The organism is Streptomyces sp. NPDC047081 (assembly GCF_040643775.1).
In the GTDB taxonomy this organism is placed as follows: Bacteria; Actinomycetota; Actinomycetes; order Streptomycetales; family Streptomycetaceae; genus Streptomyces.
The window spans coordinates 1-18,751 of record NZ_JBEYUY010000053.1 but is presented as its reverse complement, the minus strand read 5'-3'; the positions used below and the strand labels follow the sequence as shown (position 1 = coordinate 18,751).

Sequence of the window (18,751 nt, the reverse complement as noted above, 5' to 3'; positions counted from 1 at the left end):
ACACCGCTCTGTCCTTCCCGCACGGTGAAATACCGGCGGCCTTCACCGAAGCGGCGCGGAATGTAGCACGCAATCCCCGGTTACCGAAACCGGGGATTCTCCGGACTCTTGTTCTCGGCCGTACGGCATCTGCCCGCGGTCGCTTCTCCTGTCTGCCTTCTGATCGATATGGAGCTCAATTCCACATGCGCTCAACCCGCATAGCCGTCTCGGCGGCCCTGCTCGGTGCCCTCGCGCTGCCGCTGGCCTCCGCCGCCACCGCGAGCGCCGTCCCCGCTCAGGCGCCTGCCTCCGCAACTGACTCGACCTGCAGCAAGCCGGGACCGTGGACGCTCACAACCAAGGCCGTCACCATCCGCGCCAAGGCATCCGTCAATTCCAAGGCGCTCGGAATCCTGTACCGGGGCCACAAGTTCACCGTGCACAAGACCAGCGGAAAGTGGCGCTACATCACCGACAAGACGACCGGCGTCACGGGCTGGGTCTCCGCCAAGTACGTCTACCGCCCGGCCGGCATGTGCCTGGACTAGCCGAATAGCGCCCAATTCACCGGTCCGACATGTGAGTTTACGGGGCCGTAGCCCTGACCGGATTTGCGGTGCAGGTTTTTCGGCCCCCAAAAGCGCGAAGAAGAGGAGCCCTTTTCGTGCCCGAGTTCAACAAGGACGTGATGGGCGTCGTCACCGAGCGGATCGAGGAACGCTTCCAGATGCCTCTCGCCGATCTGCGCCGGGCAGTCGAGGCGGCACCCCAGGCCAACCCTGACGCCACCAGTGTCGTGCACTGGTACGGCCTGCTCGCTGAATCCCAGGACGCGCTCGATACCGCGGAGGACGCGCTCGCTGCGGCGCTGGGCACCCAGCCGGGTGAACTCGACGACAGGACCATGGAGTTGGCGCATCAGGTCAACGTGGCGGTCGCCACACGTGACGGGCGCGTCATGGTCGTGGACTACCTCCTCGACCCCCTCGCCCCGGGCAAGCGCGGGCCAGGTGTCTGGCGTGGTGCCGACCCCGCCGCGCGCCGCGCTCCGGCGCTGCCCACCTCCGCGCCCGTACTGCCCGACACGCGGGGTGTCCCGGCACGAGGTGCGACGCGATGAGCATCACCGACAAGTCCTCCAGCCGCGACACCGCGCTGGAGGAGGCTTTCGGCGCCTCCGTCGCCGACCTGTACGCGCAGGCAGCCCGCACCGAAGCGGATGCCGCGCTCCACCGCGCGCTAGAGCTGCGCGGTTTCCTCGCCCTCGCCGAGGAACAGGTTGTCCGCGTACGGGACCGCGTCCGCGCCGCCATGTCCGCCGACCGCGACCTGGGCGAGCTGTCCGCCGAGGACCTGCGTTGGGACGCCCAGTGGCTGGAGGCGGCGCTGGCCGGCCGCAACGGCTACGTCGCCGCCCTCGACGACCTGCTGCGGACCATGCCCGCTCCCGGACAACGCCCGCGGCGATCCGTCCAGTTCGCCCAGCCGAAGATCACCGCCACTGCTCTACCCGCCCCCGGGTCGGGGGCGGTGCGGACCAGCCGCCCCTGAAAGCCCGCCGATTGCACCAGACCGATCCTGCGCACGCCGTCTCCGACCTCATCGCCCAGCGCATCGAGACGCTGTACGGACAGCCGCTCGCCGAACTCGAAGTCCTCGCCGACAGCACACCCGACACCACCCTGCTCGCCGCGCTCACCAGCAGCCACAGCAACCTGGTCCTCGCCGAACGCACCATCGCCTTCCAGCTGGAGAGGCTCCGCGAACTCGCCGCCCCTGACCGGGAGATCGGCCGCTACGCCGCCGGCCACATCCTCGACTGCGCCCGCCGCATCGCCGAATCCGTCGCCACCCGAGACGCCTGCGCCAAGAGCACTGGCGCCGTCCTGGCCGGACTACGCCGCGCACCGGCCCTGGAGTCCCGGCCTGCGATCCCATCCGCACCAGCCACCCCGGCGCCCGCCACGTCCCGCACCCGCTGATCTGCCCTGTACCGCTTGAGGAGCACCATCCTTGGCAACCACCGCTCAGCCCTCCACCACCCCGAACGACCTCTCCGGCGTCACCAAGACCCTGGATCTGCTCGCCCCGCGCTGGAGCGTGTGGGTGCTGATGACCCTCTCCGCCCAGCCCCTGCGCTACGCCGAGATCAAGCCCCGGCTGCCGTGGCTCGCCGACGGCCAGCTCCACCCCCGGCTGCGCCACCTCACCGGCGCCGGTGTGGTCGAACGAACCGAGTACGCCCCGCGTCATGTCACGTACGGCCTCACCGGCCGCGGTGCCGAGTTGATGCCCGTTCTGGCCCAGATCGCCGCCTGGGGCGACACCTACCTGGAGAAGCAGTTCGTCACCAGCAAGGCCACCGGTGAGCCGGAACCCGAGAGGATCCCCCCGGCCCAGAACATCGACGACACAATCACTTTGATCGCCCCGCGCCACGCCACGCCGATCCTTGTGGCCCTGATCGCGCGGGGACGTGCGAGCGCCAAGACCCTGGCTACCGAGGCCATGCCCGGCTACGGACTGAACGCCGTCTACAAGCCCCTGGACCGCCTGGTCACCGACGGCCTCGTCACGGCCACCGATAGCGGCGACTTCCAGCTGTCCGCCAGCGGACAGGCGCTCGCCCCCGTCTTCGAGGCCGTCATCGCCTGGGCTGCCCGCCCGCCCGGCGAGGCCGACCCGCTACGTCGGCGGGGGAGCGCCCCGCCCCAGACGCGCTCCGGTCCGTGGGCGACCACCCCGGCCCGCCTTCCGGCACCCGCAGCCCCGGCCGCACCGTCTGCCCGACCCGCTCTGGCCACCACACCCCCGGCCAGCCCGGCGTGGAAGCCCGGAGACCTCTTCTCCCACCAGATACCGGCCCGGCCCATCACCCTGGCAGGAGGTCCTCGCCGATGACCGCATTGCCGGCCCTCGGCCTCCTGCGCGAGTGCCGAGCGATCAGGACGCTCACCCTGCCGGGTCTGATACGCCTGGTCACCGAGATCGACGACAACGGCCCCATCAGCCGTCACCGCGGCAGCCTGCAAGGCGCCCTCGGCGACCTCCCCCTCGGACAACTCCGCCACGCCATCGACACCGCACGCGACCTCGGCCTCATCCACGCCCGCGGACACGCCATGGCCCGCTACCAGCTCACCGCGAGCGGCAAGGACCTCGCCGAGCTGTACGACAACGCCGCACGCTGGGCCCGCACCCGCCAACTCCCCAGCCCGACCAGCGACTTCGTCACACGTATCCAGCACGCCCTCCAGGCGGAGGACGACGGTGCAAAACACACGGGCGCGGCGGCCGAACCGCCAGCTCCGCGGGCGGCGCTGTCCGAGTGGCTTACGGCCCACCCCCGGGTCCTGCGCCAGGACGCCACCCGCTCCTCCGCAGCGGAGGAAGCGGGGCGCGCTGCGTGAGATCCGGGTCGGACCCCGGCATGCCCGCCGTCCGGTCCCCACGCGGCTGCGCGGCATCTACCTGCCGCGCAGCACCGACGCCGCCGCGTTCGCCATGGCCACCTACGGCATCCCTCTGCTGGTGCTGGCCACCACCCACTCCGCTGCTCTGACCGGCCTCGCGTTCGCGCTGGAATGGGTGCCGCGCCTGGGCGCGTTCGCCTTCGCCGGGACCCTGGTCGACCGCCACGGAACCTCCGCCGTGCTCCGTACCGCCTCCACGGGCCGGGTCCTGGTCGTCCTGGCCGCCGCGTTCATCCTGCCGGCGCAGGCCGCGGGCGTCGGCGCGACGGTCACCGTCATGCTGCTCGCCGCGCTGACCGGAATCCTCAGCGAATGCTCGTACATCGCCGCCGAGACCGCGGGCGGGGTCGCCGGCCGCGAGGCGGGCGAGCGCGCCCACCGCGTCCAGTCGGTGCTGCTCGGCATCGATCAGATCGCCACCCTGTCTGGCCCCGCACTCGCCGGGCTGCTGCTGGAGTGGGTCGGTGCCACTGGAATGCTGATGGCGATCACCGCATTCTCCCTGCTCACCGGCGTGCTGGCCCCACGCCAGGAGCACCGGGCCAAACCTGCCGGGCCTCAGCCGGTCCTTGAGGGGCTGCGCACCGGCTGGTCGACCCTGCGGGCACTGCCGGCCCTTGGCTGGCTGGTGGCCGGACTGACCGTCTCCAACCTGGCCACCGGGCTGCTGCAGGCTGCCACCCCGGTGATCATCGTCCAGCAACTCGGACACTCCACAGCCGACGTGGGGCTGATCTGGTCGGCAGCCGCAGTCGCCTCGCTCCTCGCCATCGCCGCGTGCCGCGGCGCGATCGACCGATTCGGCCTGTGGCCCATCGGCGCCGTGTCCGGCACGATCGCCGCCTTGGGATGCCTGGCCGTCTCCTTCGCCGACACCTACCACGCCTATCTCGTCCTGATCGCCGTCCTCATGGCCGGCGAGGGCGGCATGACGGTCGTGCTGCGCACCGTGCGCTCCCGCCTCATCCCCGCCGACGTGTTCGGCGCCACACTGTCGCTGACCATCCTGCTGCTTCTTGTGCCCTTCCCTCTCGCCGGTGTCCTCGTCGCCGCTGTGCCGCCCGCCCAGCTCGGCCACCTGATCACCGTCTGCGCCGCACTGCAAGCACTGGGCCTCTTCGTCGCCTTCGCCCGGCTGCGCACCGCCCCCGCCCTGCGGCCCTCCTTCGTATGACCAGCCCGGTCACACCCAGAACACCCCTCGGGGACCGCCGCCATGTCCTCGCCCCAGGCCTTTGCCTCCCTCTACGCCCTGCCTGCAGCCCGACCGTCATGGCCAGCAGGCTCGCGCCCGACCCTGACCGACTGCTTCTTGGCCTTCGACGCCGAGCACCCCCGCGTCGACCGCGCGCTGGAGCGTCTGACAACCGACCGGCTCGCCACCGGCGTTACCCGGGTCGGGCTGAAGGCGGCCTGCGTGCTGTGCCGACGTCTCACCTCCTTGCGCCGGCGGCCCGCCCTAACTCGCCTTCTTCATCGCACTGTTTGGAGCCACGTTTGTCCTCTCGCCCCGTCGTCCTGGTCGTGGCCGCCGCCGACATGGAGGCCCAGGCGTATCGCGGCACCTGCCTGCTGAATGTCGCCGCCCACTACGACGTCGTACTGATCTCGGGCTCCGAGCCGACCTGGGAGAAGGCATTCCTCCTCGACTACGAGGTCGCCGACCCCGCCGACCAGTTGGCGCTGACCGAGGCCGGGCGCGCGCTCGCCGATCGGCACGCGCTGGCCGGGGTGATGACGTGGACCGAGTGGCACCTCGTCCCCGTCGCTCGCCTCGCCCGCGGGCTCGGCCTCCCCACCACCGCCCCGGAGGTGCTTCAGGGCTGCCGCAACAAGCACACCTCGCGCACGCTCTTCGCCCGCCACGGGGTGCCCTCCGCCGCCTCCGTCAGCGTGCGCACCGAGCACGAGGCGGCTGCTGCCGCCCGGCGTATAGGCTTCCCCGTCGTCCTCAAGCCCGCCGCGCACGCCGCGAGCATGGGCGTCGTCCGCGTCGATGCCGCCGACGAGCTGCCGGGCGCGTACGCCGTCTCCGCCAATACTGCCGGCCACGGAGTGGAAAGCACCCAGGTTCTGGTCGAGGAGTACCTCGACGGCCCGGAGGTGAGCGTCGAGTGCGTCACCTACCAGGGGCAGACCACCGTGGTCGCGGTCACCCGCAAGACCGTCGGCTGCGCGCCGTACTTCGAGGAGTTGGCGCACCTGGTCGACGCCGACGACCCGTTCCGCGCCACCGTGGCCCCGGCCGCCGTCGCAGCCCTCGATGCCCTCGGGGTCACCGACGGCGTCAGCCACGTCGAACTTCGTCTGGTCCACGGCCGCCCCCGCCTCATCGAGGTCAACGCCCGTATCGCCGGCGACATGATCAGCCACCTTGTCCACCTGGCCACCGGCGTCGACCTCGCCCGCGCCGCCGCCGATATCGCCTGCGGACGCACCCCCGATCTCACCCCCACCCGCCACCAGGCTGCGGTGATCCGCTTTATCTACCCTGCTTACTCCGGCATCCTCACCGCCCGCCGCGTGCGGGAACCCGTCGGGGGAGTGGAGCGCGTGCGCTTCCAGCGGCAGGCCGGTGACCAGCTCGTGCTGCCCCAGGACGGCGGCGACCTGTTCACCGCCCGCATCGGCTACCTGATCACCACCGGGCCGACCGCCGCCATCGCCCAGGCCCGCGCGCAGGAGGCGTACCGCGCCCTTGACGTCCAGGTGACTCCGGTCGCGCAGACCGTCCCGGCCAGCCAGGAGGACACGGCGTGACGCTGAGTGTGGCGCCCGAACTGGCGCGCAGCCGCCGACTGCTGACCGGGTACTTCGCCGGCCTAGGGGTGGTGATGGCCGTCTGGGGCGCACGCATGCCCGCCGTCCAGCACGCCGCCGAGGTGAGCACCGCCGCCCTCGCCCTGGTCCTGCTGGCCGCCGCCCTCGGCATGGTCGCCGGACTGAAAACGGGCGGACACCTCGCCCACCCGGCCCGCCTGCCCGCGCTGCTGACCGGCGGTGCCCTCAGTCTTGCCGCCTGCCTCGTCGCCCTGGGGGCCTGCCGCAGCCTGGGGAGCCTGCTGGTGACGGCGTTCGTGTTCGGCGCCGCGCACGGAGTCCTCGACGTCGCCGCCAATGCCGCCGCGGTCCGCTGCCAGGACACTCACGGACGCCCCATCATGTCCGGGCTGCACGCGGCGTACAGTCTCGGCGCCCTGGCCGGCGCCGCGCTGGCCGCGGCCACCGCCCACACCTCGCACACCGTCCTGTTCGCCGCTGTCGGGGCCGGCGCCGCCGCGGCGACAGGGGCAACGACCCGGCTCACCCGCACGCTTGCCGGCCCGGCACTCGAGCCCACCCACCACCCGATGACACCGGTCTCGGACCGGCGCGACGATCTGTCGCGGCCCCGGTTGTGGCTGCTTGGCGCGCTCGCGGCGGCCACCCTGCTCGGTGAAGGGGCCGCCGCCGACTGGGCCGCCGTCCACCTGCACGACCTCGGCGCGAGTGCCGCAACCAGCGCAGCGGCGTACGCCGTCTACAGCGCCGCCATGGCCGCAGGCCGCCTCGCCGGAGACCGGCTCACCTCCCGTTTCGGCGCTCCCGCCGTCGTGCGCACCGGCGCCGTCCTTGCCGCGCTCGGCCTCGCCACCGGCCTGACCGGCTCCACCACCGCCCTCGCCCTGCTTGGCTGGGCGGTCTTCGGCCTGGGTCTGTCCGTGACCGTTCCCAGCCTGATAACCGCCGCCGGAACTGGCGGCCCGCGCGCGGTCGCCACCGTCGCGGTCACCGGCTACGTCGGCCTACTCGCCGGTCCCGCCCTCATCGGCGCTCTCGCCAGCCTCACCTCCCTCCCGCAGGCGCTGCTGCTGCCCGCCCTCCTCGCTGCAGCCGTCGCCGCCCTCGCCCCCAAAGCCCTGGAGAAACCCGCCCCTTGACCCGTACGCCCGCCTCCCCGCCCGGCGCGGACGCTGTCATCCTCGACTACAACGGCGTCCTCGGCACGCAGCCGACCCTCGGCCAGTGGCAACACCTCGCCCGGTTGGCCGGTTGGCCCGGTGATCTCGCCTCCTTCCAGCATGCCTTCTGGGACGCCCGCGAACCGTACGACGCCGGACAGCTCAGCGACCTGGCGTACTGGGCCATCGTGCTCGGCTACCACCCCGGCCCGCGTTTGCTGCGCGAACTGCGCACGGCCGATACCGCCATGTGGACCCGCACCGATCCTCACGTCCTCGACGTCCTGTACCGCGCCCACGCGTCCGGGCTGACGATGGTGCTGCTCTCCAACGCTCCCGCCCACCTCAGCAACGTCCTTGACGCCACCGACTGGCGGCGCGAACTGATGGACGACGCCCTGTACTCCGCCCGCTTGGGCCTGTGCAAGCCCGACCCGGCCGCGTACGAATCCGCGCGGACCGCCACCGGCATCGCCGACCCGCGACGGGTGCTGTTCGTCGACGACCGCGAGGACAACTGCCGGGCCGCCGCCGAACTGGGCCTGCGCACCCACCACTACACCGGCCAACCCGCAGTCCTGGAGCGGCAGTTGCTGCCCGTGCTTGCCTGACCCCGCCCCACGCCGCTCACCCCGCAGACTCAACCTCAGGACATTCGTGCCCGACACCGAAGAGACCGACGGCGACGTCTACGTCTCACCCCGCTACCTCGCCGGCAGCACCTACACGGGTGACCGTGCCCTGGAGCCGCTCCTCGCGCTCGGCTTCGACCTGCGCAACGACGACCTCGGCAATGCCTATGTCACCGCGCCCGACCACCGCGTCCGCCTCGGATTCCTGCCCGAGGGCGACGACGACGGCTTGTGGCGGATCAACGCCTACCGCGACCGATTCGGCCCGCCTGCCTGGGGTGTCTCCTTCAACGACTCGGCCCCGACCGAGTTCGTCACCGCCTTCACCACCGCACTCGCCCAAGCGTACGCCGCCGGCCCCGACACCTACCTCGCCGAGCCCGACCTTAGGGACCCCGAGCTCGGCGCCTTCGGCGCCGTAGTCCCGCTGATCAAGAACGGCTGGCAGTTCCAGCACCCGCGCTGGGGCGTGCTGGAACTCCAGTCCCCAGACGGGATGGCCACCTGCGAATACACCACCGGCCGCCTCGACCCGGAGAAGGAACTCACCACCCTTGAGGCCAGATGGCACCTGTGGGGCGGACCGAAGAACGGTTACGCCCGCTGGTACGCCACCGCCACCACCAACACGCCCACCACCCTGGTGAAGGCCATCACCTTGAGCGTGTCCGACCCGGCGCCCCTGCCGCGCTGGAAGGACGCGCTGCTCCCGGGACTGCGCGAGGCCGCCCAGCTCACTCCCGTCACACCACCTGCAACTCCGGTTCCGACCCCGCTTGACGTCCAGCGTGCCCTCACCCGCAGACCGCCGGCGCTCGGCACCCGAAGCGTCCCCCGCTGGAGCACCACCACACTGCCTCCTGCGACCGCCGTCCCACGCCGGGCTCCGCACCGCTAATCCTCAGCCGCCCGCGACCAGCAATTCCCCCACCACCGAAAGGAACTTGTGCCACTCAGTCCGCTGGACGATCTCGACGATCACGACGTGGTCGAGATCCTGCCCCGCCACCTCGCCGGCCCCGGCATCCACGAACTGGTCGACGTGTGGCCATTCCCCTTCGACCAGGGCTGGACCCTCCACCAGCCCGAGCACGGCCGCGCCATCGCCATCAGTCCCGGCATGCGAGTACTCGCCGGGCACCTCACGTCCGAGGAGCCCGGGCGCGGTGGCGAGTGGCTGGTCGCTGCCCACAAGGACCCGTTCCGGCCGGCGACCTGGACGGCCACGCTCGATGCCAGCACCCCCGTCGAACTGGTCGGCGACCTCTACTCCGAAGTGCTCAGGCTCTGCGAGGCGGACGCCCGCGGCGAAGGCGACCTGATGCGTTCCGACGACGTCCTCCCCCAAGACGTGTACCTGCCGCTGCTCACGGCCGGTTGGAGACACATGATCAAGACGGACGGGACGCAGCACTTCCGCAGCCTGGACGGCTACGGGGTGCTGGAACACGTCTACGCGCCCAGACAGGGTGCCGCATCTGTCTGGGCGGCCTGGGGCGGGACACCGGACCATCCGCTGTGGAAGGCCCGGTTCTCCTCCGCCGCACCCGCCTCGCTGGTCGCGGCCTTCGCCTCCTCCTTGGCGTCCAGGGTGCCGCTCGCCCGCGCCGTGTGGAACATCCCGGCCGAGGCCCGCCCACATCTCACCCTTCCCGACGCCCAAACCGACTCGGCCGGACTCCGGCCCGCCCCACCGCACAGCGGGACACTGCCGTCGGCCAGCACGATGCGCACGCACGACGGGCCCTCGGCACCGAACACCAGCCCAACGCCCCCGCCCAGTGCCGTCCTTCCGGCCGGCCGCCGCCGGTGACCGGCACCACGCCCGTTTCCGCAGTCGAGGACTACCACCGCACGTGTCCCTGCACGCCCAACACTTCTTCACCGAACTCCTCGCCCTGCCCGTCCACGAACGGCACGTGATCGGCGACGACTGCTACGCGGTGATCTCCCCCGACTCCCCGTTGCGTTTGCGCATCGAGTTCGCCCGGACCATCAGAGACCGCGAGTACGGCGGACTACGCCTGAGCATCCTCCACCCCGACCGAGGCGTCCTCGACCACGCGTACCTCTCCTTTGCCGACCACGGCACCTTCGCCGTGCGGGACGCCCGCATCGGCAGACAGGCCGGACACGACGGGTACGGCGTGTTCCGGGACTGGCACGACGACGACACCTCACCCTGGATCGGCGCCTCTCTCACGCCCCTGAGCCAGGCCATCCAGGACTACCTGAACGTCTGGGTTCCCGGCCCCGCCCCGACGACCACGGCCGTCATCGAACGGGATCGGTCGATACCGCACGACACCGACGCTGCGTCGGCGCGAGGATGCTGGCTCACCGACGCCGACTTCCTCGCCCGCCTCCGCCGCGCTACGCAGCTCTGGCTGGACATCGTCGACAGCATCCTCGACGACGACCTTCCTCTCACCGAGGCCCTCACCGAAAGCCGCGACCACGCCGCCCAACTGCTCGGCATCCCACCGGCATTTGGCCTGCTGATCGAAGCCGAGGCCGCCGCCCAGATCGTCCAGGCCGCCGGCCTGCCCGCCGGCTCGCCGTTCGGCCCTGCCCTCGCCGCCGGCATCGACCATGTCGCCACCCTGCCCGCCGAACAGCAACACCACGTCGTCAAGACCGCGTCCCGCCGCTGTGCCACCGCCACACCCGCCCCCGGTACGGCCATCGCCGTACCACGGTCGGCCAGGGCGGCGGGGGCGACACACAGCCGGTGAGCCGCGCTCACCGGCTGAGGCCTTCACCCCGTCCGCTCGACCACGCCTGGTCTACATCTGTCACGCAGATGACAGGACCCAGGCCCTCCCGCCGCATGGCCTCGTCGTAACTCATCCGCTGCACGCATCCCGGTGGCACTTCGCGAACCGCGTCGCCGACCAACTGACTTGCTCACTATCGTCTCTCCCTGCCCACACCAGGAGCCGTCCTTCGTGATCCGCATACGATCCATCCGCCCTACGGCTGTGGCCGCTGCCCTCCCGCTTGCCGCCGCCATTGCGGGAACCCTGACATGGGTGCCGGCCGCTGAGGCCCTGGACCCCACCCCGTCCACGGGCACAGCGCTCACCGCCGAGACCGGCGGCGTTCACATCCTGAAGAAGGACCCCGGCGGCGACGTCCTCGCCGGCGTAACGTTCGCCCTCTTCAACTCGGCGGGCCAGCAGGCAGGCACCGGCACGACCGATGCCGACGGCCAACTGACCTTCAACGACTTGGCCCCGGACGTCTACCGGCTCAAGGAACTGTCCAGCGGCAGCCCGCTGCACGACGAGGTGGACGACCAGGACGTCATCGTCCCGCCGGGCACTGAGGCACCGCTGACGATCATCGACCCCTTCAAACCCGCCACGGTCACGCTCAAGGCCAAGGACGACAAGAGCGGCAAGCTACTGCCCGGATCCACCGTCAATATCGGCACCGGCGACACCACCGTGCTCACCCTCACCACCGCGTCCAACGGCACTGCCTCCGCGAAGCTGCCCGTCAACAGCCGCGCCGGCACCAGCTTCTGGGCCAAGCAGACGAAGGCAGCCGCTGGCTACGAGATCTACAAGCCCTCGAAGGCATTCAAGGCCAGGCCGGGTGATCCCGTGACCGTGACGGTCACCAACGCCAAGACCGCCACCACGCCGCCGCCCACAGAGAGGCCGACCGACAAGCCCATCCAGGAGCCGAGCGACAAGCCCTCCGCGGGCAGGTCCGGCAAGGACGACGCTTCGGCGCCGTCCGCCTCGGATACCCCGACCGCCGACGAGACCGCGTCGAGCACTGCGGCGCCCGCCCCCGCAGGCTCGCTCGCGCACACTGGCGCCGACGCCACCTTGTGGCTGATCGGCGGTGCCGGAGTCCTGATCGCTGTAGGCGGAGGCGCCCTCTTTGGGGCTCGCCGCCGACGCACGGACAACTCCTCCGACGACGGCTCGAACGCCAACTGACCTCACCCGCTTCGCTCCGCCAAGCCCCCGGAATCGAATGGTTCGATTCCGGGGGCTTTGTCGTGGACGCTTACGCGTGTGGCCGAGCGCTGCCTCGATGCGCCTGGTACCGCCGTGATCGGGTCGGTTTGCGCAGCCGCTGCACGATGCCCTTGTCGTGGGAGCAGGGGCGAACCTCCGCTTCCCGTGGATCGTCACCTGAATCGCCCCGGCTGATGGCCCGAGCGGGGCCCGCGAGCGCGTGCGCGCAGTGCACGATCATGTTGACCGAGCCGCGGTCACGTTCGTTGTGCCCCTCCAGCAGCACCGCAGGGGCGTCGAGGACTGTCCCGCGCGTGCGTTCCCAGACCGGGGGAGCGACGACCACGTTGGTCATGCCGGCCAGTCCACGCGAAGGCCATCGAAGGCCCCGCCGGTGGCCAGCAACTCCATCAGCCTCGTACGGCGGGCGACGTCGGCCACCGAGTGGAAGGCCACGGTGCAGCGCGCGGTCAGGATCCCCTCGGCGATCTTGCCACCCCGTGAACCGCCTCGGCCTTGCGCCACGGCGCGGCGGGGTCCGAAAGCGTGTCGAGAATCAGCTCGCACCAGGTCACTGCAGCGTTGACCGTCAGGCGGGCGTGACGCACTCCAAGCCCGGACGGTGCGCTCGCTTGACCGTGCCCGCTCCCGAAGCCCTGGTTCCGCAGTTCGGCGACGCCGACCGCGATGTTCACCGAGCCCGAAAGGATCTTCTTCACGGCCTTGCTGCCATCGGGCCCATCAGGAGCCGAGCCAGCGTCGAGCTTCAGCGCCTTCTGGACCGTGCTGATCAGGGCGGGGAGCGCGGCGTTTCGGTCGACCTCGATGTTCAGCTCCCGAAGAGCGGCCTTCGCTGTTGCCTCGATGAGTTGCTTGGCCGCGCCGATGGCCCCATGGGGGTCGGTGGTCAGGTCCCTCCGAATGCGCTCCAGTTCGATGGTGATGCCGGAGGCGTCGCTCAGGGTGCTCAGGTCACGGACCAGCACTGGCGGGTTGGACCAGGAGATCCTCCCCTCCTTGTCGAGAGCGAAGCCGTCCCGCTCCAAGCGGACCCTGATGTCGTCCAGCCACTTGGGTGTTCCCTGATCGTCCGGGTTCCGGTATGCACGGATGAAGTCCTCGAAGACCAGAAGCACACGCCGAACCTGCTTCGGATCCGACCAGTCCACGCCCTCCGCGTAGAGCATGAATTCGGTCCGCCGCTGGCCTGAGTCCTGGTACTTCAGCTCATCTGGCGGGATGGGCGCGAACCCGTGGTCCTCCCACAGCTCGGCCACAATCCGGACCGTCAGGTCCGTGGCCAGAGAGCGAAAGGCGTTGCGGGTCGCGGGGCTCACCAGCTCCCGCCGGGCGGTGACGGTCATGGTCTGAAGATAGGAGCAGACGCTGACACCGTCATGGGCTTTTCCCAAGGCGACGCCTGATCCACGCCGCGCCTGTCTGCCTAGCCGGTCTCGGATTGGCTACCCAGTGGCCATTGGTCATGAGATTCGGCCATGGAATCTGAGATCCCACAATGACAGCGGACAGTTCGCCTGCGGCAGACAGGAAAGATCCCGCAAGGACTGGTGATCGCCGCCACACCATGTCAACCTGAACGACCTTCCGAAAACCCCAGGTCAGAGAGGTGATGATGTGGCGTTGGACGCGACTCGACCCGGATTTGCGACAACGGTTGCGGGCTTGAGGCTCCGCTCCTGGAAGCTAGGCGCCGGCCAGCCGATGGAGGTGATCGACCAGTTCACGGACGCTGACTTCACCCACGTCGTGGACGACCGTGCCGATGTCCACATCAGCTCGCGCGATGGCCGGTTCTACCTCGGCTACTTCCCCAACGGCCGGTCCGGCGGCCCCGACGAGGACTGGGTGACGGGCGAGGGCTGGGTGATCGCCGTCACCGGCACCGCGAACGTCCCCGGCTTTCGGATGTCCTTTGGTACGGAGACCCCGGCGGAGATCATCGCCGCTGTCGTGGCCAAGATCCTGGCCACCTCCTGGTCCCTGTGACTGGTACGTCCTCCTTCCCCTCGTGCGCGCCGCGTACCCTGCCGCTGCTCTCGCGGCCCCGTCCGCTACCGCTTGGAGAACACCTTGGACCTGCATCCCCACGAGATGACCGTCGGTGACCTGCTCGACCTGCTGTCCGCCTGCGACCGTGAAGCGCCCGTCCGCCTCGCCGTCAACCCCTTCTTCCCCATGGCTCACCGCCTGGGTGGTGTGGAGACAGCGGTGGACGAGCAGGGCCGACGGGTGGTCTACATCGCCGAGTCCAAGGAGGCCGAGCAGTTCGGCCACCTGCCGCCCGCCGTGGCAATCGCTCTGACCTGGCAGCCGCCGGCCGAGGCACCCCCACGCCGCCGACGCGGCGCGACCGGGCCGAACACCGGCCAGTGATTCATCATCGAACCCACGGAGGCGCCGCTGCACCCGCACCATCCCATCGATCCCTCCCACCCCCACCCGCCGGACCCGGTGTACTGGGTCACCCCGCGCCACCTGGCCGGCGATGACGACGCCCTCGCCGAGCGGATCGGTGACACCCTCAGCGGGCTCGGCTGGCGCATGTGGCCGACCTCCCGCAACACCCTGCTCTATATGAGTCCGGACGGTCTACGCGGCGCCGAATGGATCTTCGCCGCCTACCCGTTCGAGCTGGGCGGCCTCCCGGTCGCCTGGCAGCTGTCGGCCCGTCGACACACCGCCTCGGCCATGACCGAGTGGAACGCCTACTTCACCGCAGGCATCCCGTACGAGGCGCTCGCCGACCTCCTGCTCGCGCTCGATGCCCGCGAGGTCCCCGACACCGGGTTCGAGTGCGCCGAGACGGTGCTCACCGCGCTCAGCGCGCGCGGCTGGCTGCGCGATCTGGACCGCCCGCGCACGACTGCCACCGACCCGGGCTTCTCCGCCAGCATCTCGCTGGAGACGCTGCCGCCGCTCATCCAAGACGCCGACCCCCGGGACGACCTGCTCGGATGGCAGGCATGGGCGGAACCCGTACTGGGAGCGCCGTACCTGTGGTGCGCCAGCTTCAGCGCCAGCGTCCCCCACGACCTGGTCGCGGCCTTCGCCGCCTCGCTCGCCTCCCCGGTCCCCGTTCCCCGGCGCACCCTGCCCGACGGGGCGCGGGGACGGCTCACCGTCGTACGCCGCGACTGACGACACGTCACACCCTCACCAACCCGACCTTGGCCTTGGAGGTCTGCTTGCCCCTGCCCTTGATCCGGCTGTCCATCTCGCCCACCAACGGGACCGCGCACCACGGCGTGACGCTCGGCACCGAGCCGTTGACGGTATGCGCCACCCACTCGACGGACCTCGCGCCGATCGGAGCGAACACGGCGCACTCCCTGTGCCAGAGCTGTACACGCGCCTTCCTGATTCTGAACACGCCGCCGCAACCCGGTGGTGAACCGGGTCTCCGGCCCGCCGTCGGGACTGGCAAGGGCGCCACCGCGCACCTGCCGATCCCGGGCCATCTGATGGGCTACTGCGGCAAATCGCTCGAGCCCCGCTCGACATCCGCGCGGCGGGTGTGTGCGAACTGCACCGCGCTGGTCGCCGCTCTGAACCGCTTTCATCGCCTTGCGAGCGAGGTGTGCATGCCCGCCGACGAGGTCTGTCCGCGAGAGGAGGACGTGTTGTGGGCGCCCAGCGGCCCCGGCGACCTCGTCACCGGACACCGCCGCAACGCCGCCACCGGCATCGCCCCGTGCGGCACGCTGCTCTCCGCACCGAACCCCGACGCCACCGTGGAATGTGCCCGCTGCGTTCGCGTGTGGAAGACCGAGCGCGACCGACGAGCGACGGCGCTTGCCCGGATGCGGGCGCGGGCCCGGTGGTGGCACCAGCACCGGGAACTGCAGACGTTCCCGGGGCGTGCTGCGGACCTCAACTCCGGTGACTCGTATACCGTGTCCGGTTGCTTGGACCGGCATCACGTCCTGGCCGTGACCCACCAGGCTCAGGGTTGGCGGCTCACGATCCTCGCCTATTTGCCGACTGACGACGAGATCGTGGAGCTCGGCCTCCATCACGACCGCCTGCTCGCCATCGAACGGCCTCAGGTGCCGGAGTTGGGCATGCCCGCGCTGCCATGACCTCTGCGTAGGCACGCACGTCGACCTGCTGCGACTGTGCCGCGCTGTCTGCTGAGTTCGTGAGTGCTTCAGGGCCCGCACTCCCACCGTTGTCATGGTGGGAAAGCGGGCCTGCTTTCGTTGCGTCAGGCGTGTCGTGCTCTTCCCGTATGCCCAGGTGCCCGGACACCGTGGGCGCTGCGGGTCAGGTGTACGGGGCGGCAGGCGCAGTACGAGTTGTTCGGTGCAGTGCCGGATATGGGGCGGCATCGGCTCGGGCAGTGCGTCGAGAGGAACAGACGAAGGCGTAGGCGGTGACCGGCACTTCCTCGATCGTCTCCGGGACGATGCCGGTCTCCTCCAGTAGTTCCCGCGGTGTGTCGTGCCCGGCACCACGGTATTGCCGGACAGCGAACGCCCCGTCCCCCTGCCTGACAGCAGGGGAACGGGGCGTGCTGGAGTGAAGTGCGTCAGCGGGCCTGCGCCGTGCGGACGGCGTCGACGAGGTGGGCGTCGACGAGAGCGGGAGACCCGGAGACGATCACCAGGATCGTGCCGGTGCGGATCGCCGTCTGCTTGACGACGCTGCGCCGCCCGCCGGCGGAGTAGGTGAGCAGCTGGCTCCACTGCTCATCGCCCAGCGCCGGCGCGCTCGCCTTCGTGGTGCCCATGTCGATGACGGTGCTGCCTGACACCACCTGGTAGGTGGGGCAGGAGAGCATCGCGTCGAAGACCGTCCCGATACCGTGGGACAGCTTCGCCGCGGTGTCGCTGTACAGCTCCTCGCTCACCTCGGAGTTGTTGCTGCCGCCGTCTGTGAAGGACGCCTTCGCCTTGTGGGGGAAGCTGAGGCTGCTGCCGGTGGCCGCGTCCCCGCCGAGCTTGGCCAGCGCCGGGCAGCCGATCACGGTGACGTCGTCATGCCGGACGGCGGACTGCGGCGTGCGGGTGTAGCCCTCGCCCAGGTCGCCCTCGCTCAGCAGCCGCTCGCTCAGCTCGGCCGAGGACAGTGGCGTGGACGCTTTCGCCGCGGTGCTGCCCTCCTGCACGGGCGTGGCAGACGAGGAGGAGGCAGTGGCGGGCTCGGTGCTGGTGGAGCAGCCGGTCAGGGCAAGGAGGGCACTCAGGCCGAGGGCGGTCGTGGTGGACAGGCGCATGCGAAACCCCTAAGCGATGCGGGACGGACGGTCTGACCGGGTCGGCTCTCCGGGCGCCGACGAACGCAGGGGCAGGGGAGGAGGAAGGGGTTTCGTGGGATTTAGTGGCCGAGGTGGCGCAGTCCCTCTTCGAGGGTGGGGTGGAAGTGGTCGACCGGACCGGAGTTGCGGTTGTACCAGGCGGTGTCCAGGCGCGGCTCCACTGTTTCGTGGTCGGCCGGGCAGCGCAGCCATACCGAGTCGTCCCGCATGTTGAAGACGATCCAGTTCCGGTACGCACCGCAGTGGCACTGGTGGACATCCCCCTCGATGACGAGCGGCCGGTCCCAGCGCATCATGAAGCCCGAGACCTCCGCGCGGGACGGCGCTCGGAAGTCCGGGGGCAGGAAGTCGGGCACTACCGTGGTCTCCGGCACGGCCGGGCCAGGTGCGTCGGGCAGCGGCAGCTCGGTGTGCGTCGCCAGCAGCGCCTGGCCGGCACGCTGGGCTTCACGGAAGTCTCGGTCCGCGCGAATGCGTCGGAACATGCGGTCTCCATCTCTGTCGTCTCGCCTGCACGAGGAGAGTGCCGTAAGTCCCTGACCTGCTGCAACTCTAGAATTATTGAATTCAGCGGGTCTTGCCGGAACGATCCTCGCCGTTCGTCGTGCGCGGCGCGGTCCCGCGGGTGGTGGTGGGCGCGGTGGTGGTGTGCGCGGGTGCGGCGGAGGAGTCGGCGGGCAGATCGGCGATCCGTCGCAGCCGCCACACGAGGACGTCGCTGATCGAGTCGGCGGTGTCCAGCTCCCGGCGGGTGGTGGCTTCGGTCAGGAGCGCGGCCGGGTCGTGACCGGCGCGCTCGGCGTCGGCGAGGGTGACGGCGAGGGCGTACCAGCCGGGCTCGACCAGGATCTGCTCAGCCAGTTCCGGTACGGCCTGACGAAGGTGTGCGGCCTGCCTGTGCCGGAGGGACTGGGACAGGCGTCGGCCGCGCTGGTGCATGACGCCCAGGTATACGGGGGCAGCGGCCTGGTAGGCGGCGCGCAGGCGTGCGGCGGTCTCGCGGGCCGCTGCGGCCTGCTGGGCGTGCTGCTTCTTGGCGTGCCAGTGGGCGGCGGCGGTGACCAGGAAGAACGCCATGTCGATCAGCATGGCGGTGGTGGCGCCGTCCTCCCCGCGGCCGAGCGCGGGCCCGCCCTGGACGAGGTCGCGGGCGGCCTGGCGCAGGGCGCGGTCATGGCCGCGCTCGGCCCGGATGTGGGAGCGGGTGGCCCGCTCGAACGCCCAGGCTGCGTCTCGTAGTTCGCGGCGGGTGTTGGCGGCCGAGGTCTTGGCGAGCGCGTCGAGAATCTCGCCGGTCGCGGCGAGGTGGGCGGCGATCTGCCCGTCGTTGCCCTGGTCGAGGACGAGCACGGCCTGCCAGAGCGCGGTCGTGGGGCGGGGGCGGGCGCCCGCCCGCGGGGGGCGGCGGGTTCGCGGGGAGGGGTGCGTGGGGGGGGGGGTTGGCGGGCGGTGGGGTGTGCAACCGGCGCGG

22 protein-coding genes and 1 pseudogene are annotated in these 18,751 nt (G+C 70.8%); 18 read left to right on the top strand and 5 right to left on the bottom strand.

Annotation, left to right across the window (positions count from 1 at the left end; translation table 11 throughout):
- Window positions 1–185: 185 nt before the first annotated feature.
- The 14 genes from ABZ848_RS47850 to ABZ848_RS47785 all read left to right on the top strand — a co-directional run bounded on the left by ABZ848_RS47850 (window position 186) and on the right by ABZ848_RS47785 (window position 11,981).
- Window positions 186–530, top strand: coding sequence for an SH3 domain-containing protein (locus ABZ848_RS47850; RefSeq protein ID WP_360842951.1), 345 nt, complete (start codon window positions 186–188; stop codon window positions 528–530).
- A 116-nt stretch (window positions 531–646) separates the two neighbouring features.
- Window positions 647–1,102: a hypothetical protein gene (locus ABZ848_RS47845; protein ID WP_360842948.1), complete on the top strand. Its 456-nt coding sequence runs from the start codon at window positions 647–649 to the stop codon at window positions 1,100–1,102.
- Window positions 1,099–1,533, top strand: a complete 435-nt coding sequence (locus ABZ848_RS47840; protein WP_360842946.1) for a hypothetical protein — start codon at window positions 1,099–1,101, stop codon at window positions 1,531–1,533. The genes ABZ848_RS47845 and ABZ848_RS47840 overlap by 4 nt, the downstream gene beginning before the upstream one ends.
- Before the next feature lie 11 nt (window positions 1,534–1,544).
- The gene (locus tag ABZ848_RS47835) at window positions 1,545–1,964 is read left to right on the top strand and encodes a hypothetical protein (RefSeq protein ID WP_360842943.1); all 420 of its coding nucleotides are present in this window, start codon (window positions 1,545–1,547) and stop codon (window positions 1,962–1,964) included.
- Between the two features lie 31 nt (window positions 1,965–1,995).
- Window positions 1,996–2,883, top strand: coding sequence for a helix-turn-helix domain-containing protein (locus ABZ848_RS47830; protein ID WP_360842940.1), 888 nt, complete (start codon window positions 1,996–1,998; stop codon window positions 2,881–2,883).
- Window positions 2,880–3,392, top strand: a complete 513-nt coding sequence (locus ABZ848_RS47825; RefSeq protein ID WP_360842938.1) for a hypothetical protein — start codon at window positions 2,880–2,882, stop codon at window positions 3,390–3,392. The genes ABZ848_RS47830 and ABZ848_RS47825 overlap by 4 nt, the downstream gene beginning before the upstream one ends.
- A gap of 94 nt (window positions 3,393–3,486) precedes the next feature.
- Window positions 3,487–4,629 (top strand): MFS transporter, encoded by a 1,143-nt coding sequence (locus tag ABZ848_RS47820; RefSeq protein ID WP_360842935.1) that lies wholly within the window; start codon window positions 3,487–3,489, stop codon window positions 4,627–4,629.
- A 365-nt stretch (window positions 4,630–4,994) separates the two neighbouring features.
- Complete coding sequence (locus tag ABZ848_RS47815) at window positions 4,995–6,215, top strand: ATP-grasp domain-containing protein (RefSeq protein WP_360843020.1); 1,221 nt, start codon at window positions 4,995–4,997, stop codon at window positions 6,213–6,215.
- Window positions 6,212–7,375 carry an MFS transporter gene (locus ABZ848_RS47810; protein ID WP_360842932.1) on the top strand — a complete coding sequence of 388 codons (1,164 nt, stop codon included), beginning with the start codon at window positions 6,212–6,214 and terminating at the stop codon, window positions 7,373–7,375. The genes ABZ848_RS47815 and ABZ848_RS47810 overlap by 4 nt, the downstream gene beginning before the upstream one ends.
- On the top strand, window positions 7,372–8,007 hold the full coding sequence (locus tag ABZ848_RS47805) for an HAD family phosphatase (protein WP_360842930.1): 636 nt from the start codon (window positions 7,372–7,374) through the stop codon (window positions 8,005–8,007). The genes ABZ848_RS47810 and ABZ848_RS47805 overlap by 4 nt, the downstream gene beginning before the upstream one ends.
- 46 nt (window positions 8,008–8,053) lie before the next feature.
- Window positions 8,054–8,926 carry a DUF317 domain-containing protein gene (locus ABZ848_RS47800; protein ID WP_360842927.1) on the top strand — a complete coding sequence of 291 codons (873 nt, stop codon included), beginning with the start codon at window positions 8,054–8,056 and terminating at the stop codon, window positions 8,924–8,926.
- Window positions 8,927–8,974: 48 nt separating this feature from the next.
- Entirely contained in the window at window positions 8,975–9,841 is an 867-nt protein-coding gene (locus ABZ848_RS47795; protein WP_360842925.1) for a DUF317 domain-containing protein, read from the top strand.
- 43 nt (window positions 9,842–9,884) lie between these two features.
- Window positions 9,885–10,763 carry a hypothetical protein gene (locus tag ABZ848_RS47790; protein WP_360842923.1) on the top strand — a complete coding sequence of 293 codons (879 nt, stop codon included), beginning with the start codon at window positions 9,885–9,887 and terminating at the stop codon, window positions 10,761–10,763.
- A 216-nt stretch (window positions 10,764–10,979) separates the two neighbouring features.
- On the top strand, window positions 10,980–11,981 hold the full coding sequence (locus tag ABZ848_RS47785; protein ID WP_360843017.1) for a SpaA isopeptide-forming pilin-related protein: 1,002 nt from the start codon (window positions 10,980–10,982) through the stop codon (window positions 11,979–11,981).
- 70 nt (window positions 11,982–12,051) lie between these two features.
- Here the strand turns inward: ABZ848_RS47785 and ABZ848_RS47780 are convergent, their stop codons facing one another.
- Window positions 12,052–12,357, bottom strand: a complete 306-nt coding sequence (locus ABZ848_RS47780) for a hypothetical protein (RefSeq protein WP_360842922.1) — start codon at window positions 12,355–12,357, stop codon at window positions 12,052–12,054.
- Between the two features lie 115 nt (window positions 12,358–12,472).
- Window positions 12,473–13,366 carry an abortive infection family protein gene (locus tag ABZ848_RS47775; RefSeq protein ID WP_360842920.1) on the bottom strand — a complete coding sequence of 298 codons (894 nt, stop codon included), beginning with the start codon at window positions 13,364–13,366 and terminating at the stop codon, window positions 12,473–12,475.
- A 319-nt stretch (window positions 13,367–13,685) separates the two neighbouring features.
- Between ABZ848_RS47775 and ABZ848_RS47770 the strand changes: the two genes are divergently transcribed.
- The 4 genes from ABZ848_RS47770 (at window position 13,686) to ABZ848_RS47755 (ending at window position 16,102) form a co-directional block, all read left to right on the top strand.
- Window positions 13,686–14,009, top strand: a complete 324-nt coding sequence (locus ABZ848_RS47770; RefSeq protein WP_360842917.1) for a DUF317 domain-containing protein — start codon at window positions 13,686–13,688, stop codon at window positions 14,007–14,009.
- Window positions 14,010–14,099: 90 nt separating this feature from the next.
- A complete protein-coding gene (locus ABZ848_RS47765) occupies window positions 14,100–14,396 on the top strand; it encodes a hypothetical protein (protein ID WP_360843014.1) in 297 nt (98 codons plus the stop codon).
- Between the two features lie 78 nt (window positions 14,397–14,474).
- Window positions 14,475–15,161 carry a DUF317 domain-containing protein gene (locus ABZ848_RS47760; protein ID WP_360842915.1) on the top strand — a complete coding sequence of 229 codons (687 nt, stop codon included), beginning with the start codon at window positions 14,475–14,477 and terminating at the stop codon, window positions 15,159–15,161.
- Between the two features lie 29 nt (window positions 15,162–15,190).
- On the top strand, window positions 15,191–16,102 hold the full coding sequence (locus ABZ848_RS47755; RefSeq protein ID WP_360842913.1) for a hypothetical protein: 912 nt from the start codon (window positions 15,191–15,193) through the stop codon (window positions 16,100–16,102).
- 449 nt (window positions 16,103–16,551) lie between these two features.
- Here ABZ848_RS47755 and ABZ848_RS47750 read toward each other — a convergent pair whose 3' ends face one another.
- The 3 genes and pseudogenes from ABZ848_RS47750 to ABZ848_RS47740 form a co-directional block, all read right to left on the bottom strand.
- Window positions 16,552–17,238 (bottom strand): hypothetical protein, encoded by a 687-nt coding sequence (locus ABZ848_RS47750; RefSeq protein ID WP_360842910.1) that lies wholly within the window; start codon window positions 17,236–17,238, stop codon window positions 16,552–16,554.
- Window positions 17,239–17,339: 101 nt separating this feature from the next.
- Entirely contained in the window at window positions 17,340–17,765 is a 426-nt protein-coding gene (locus tag ABZ848_RS47745; protein ID WP_360842908.1) for a hypothetical protein, read from the bottom strand.
- An 82-nt stretch (window positions 17,766–17,847) separates the two neighbouring features.
- A pseudogene (locus tag ABZ848_RS47740) lies at window positions 17,848–18,666 on the bottom strand (mobilization protein); the annotation flags it as partial.
- Between the last annotated feature and the right edge of the window lie 85 nt (window positions 18,667–18,751).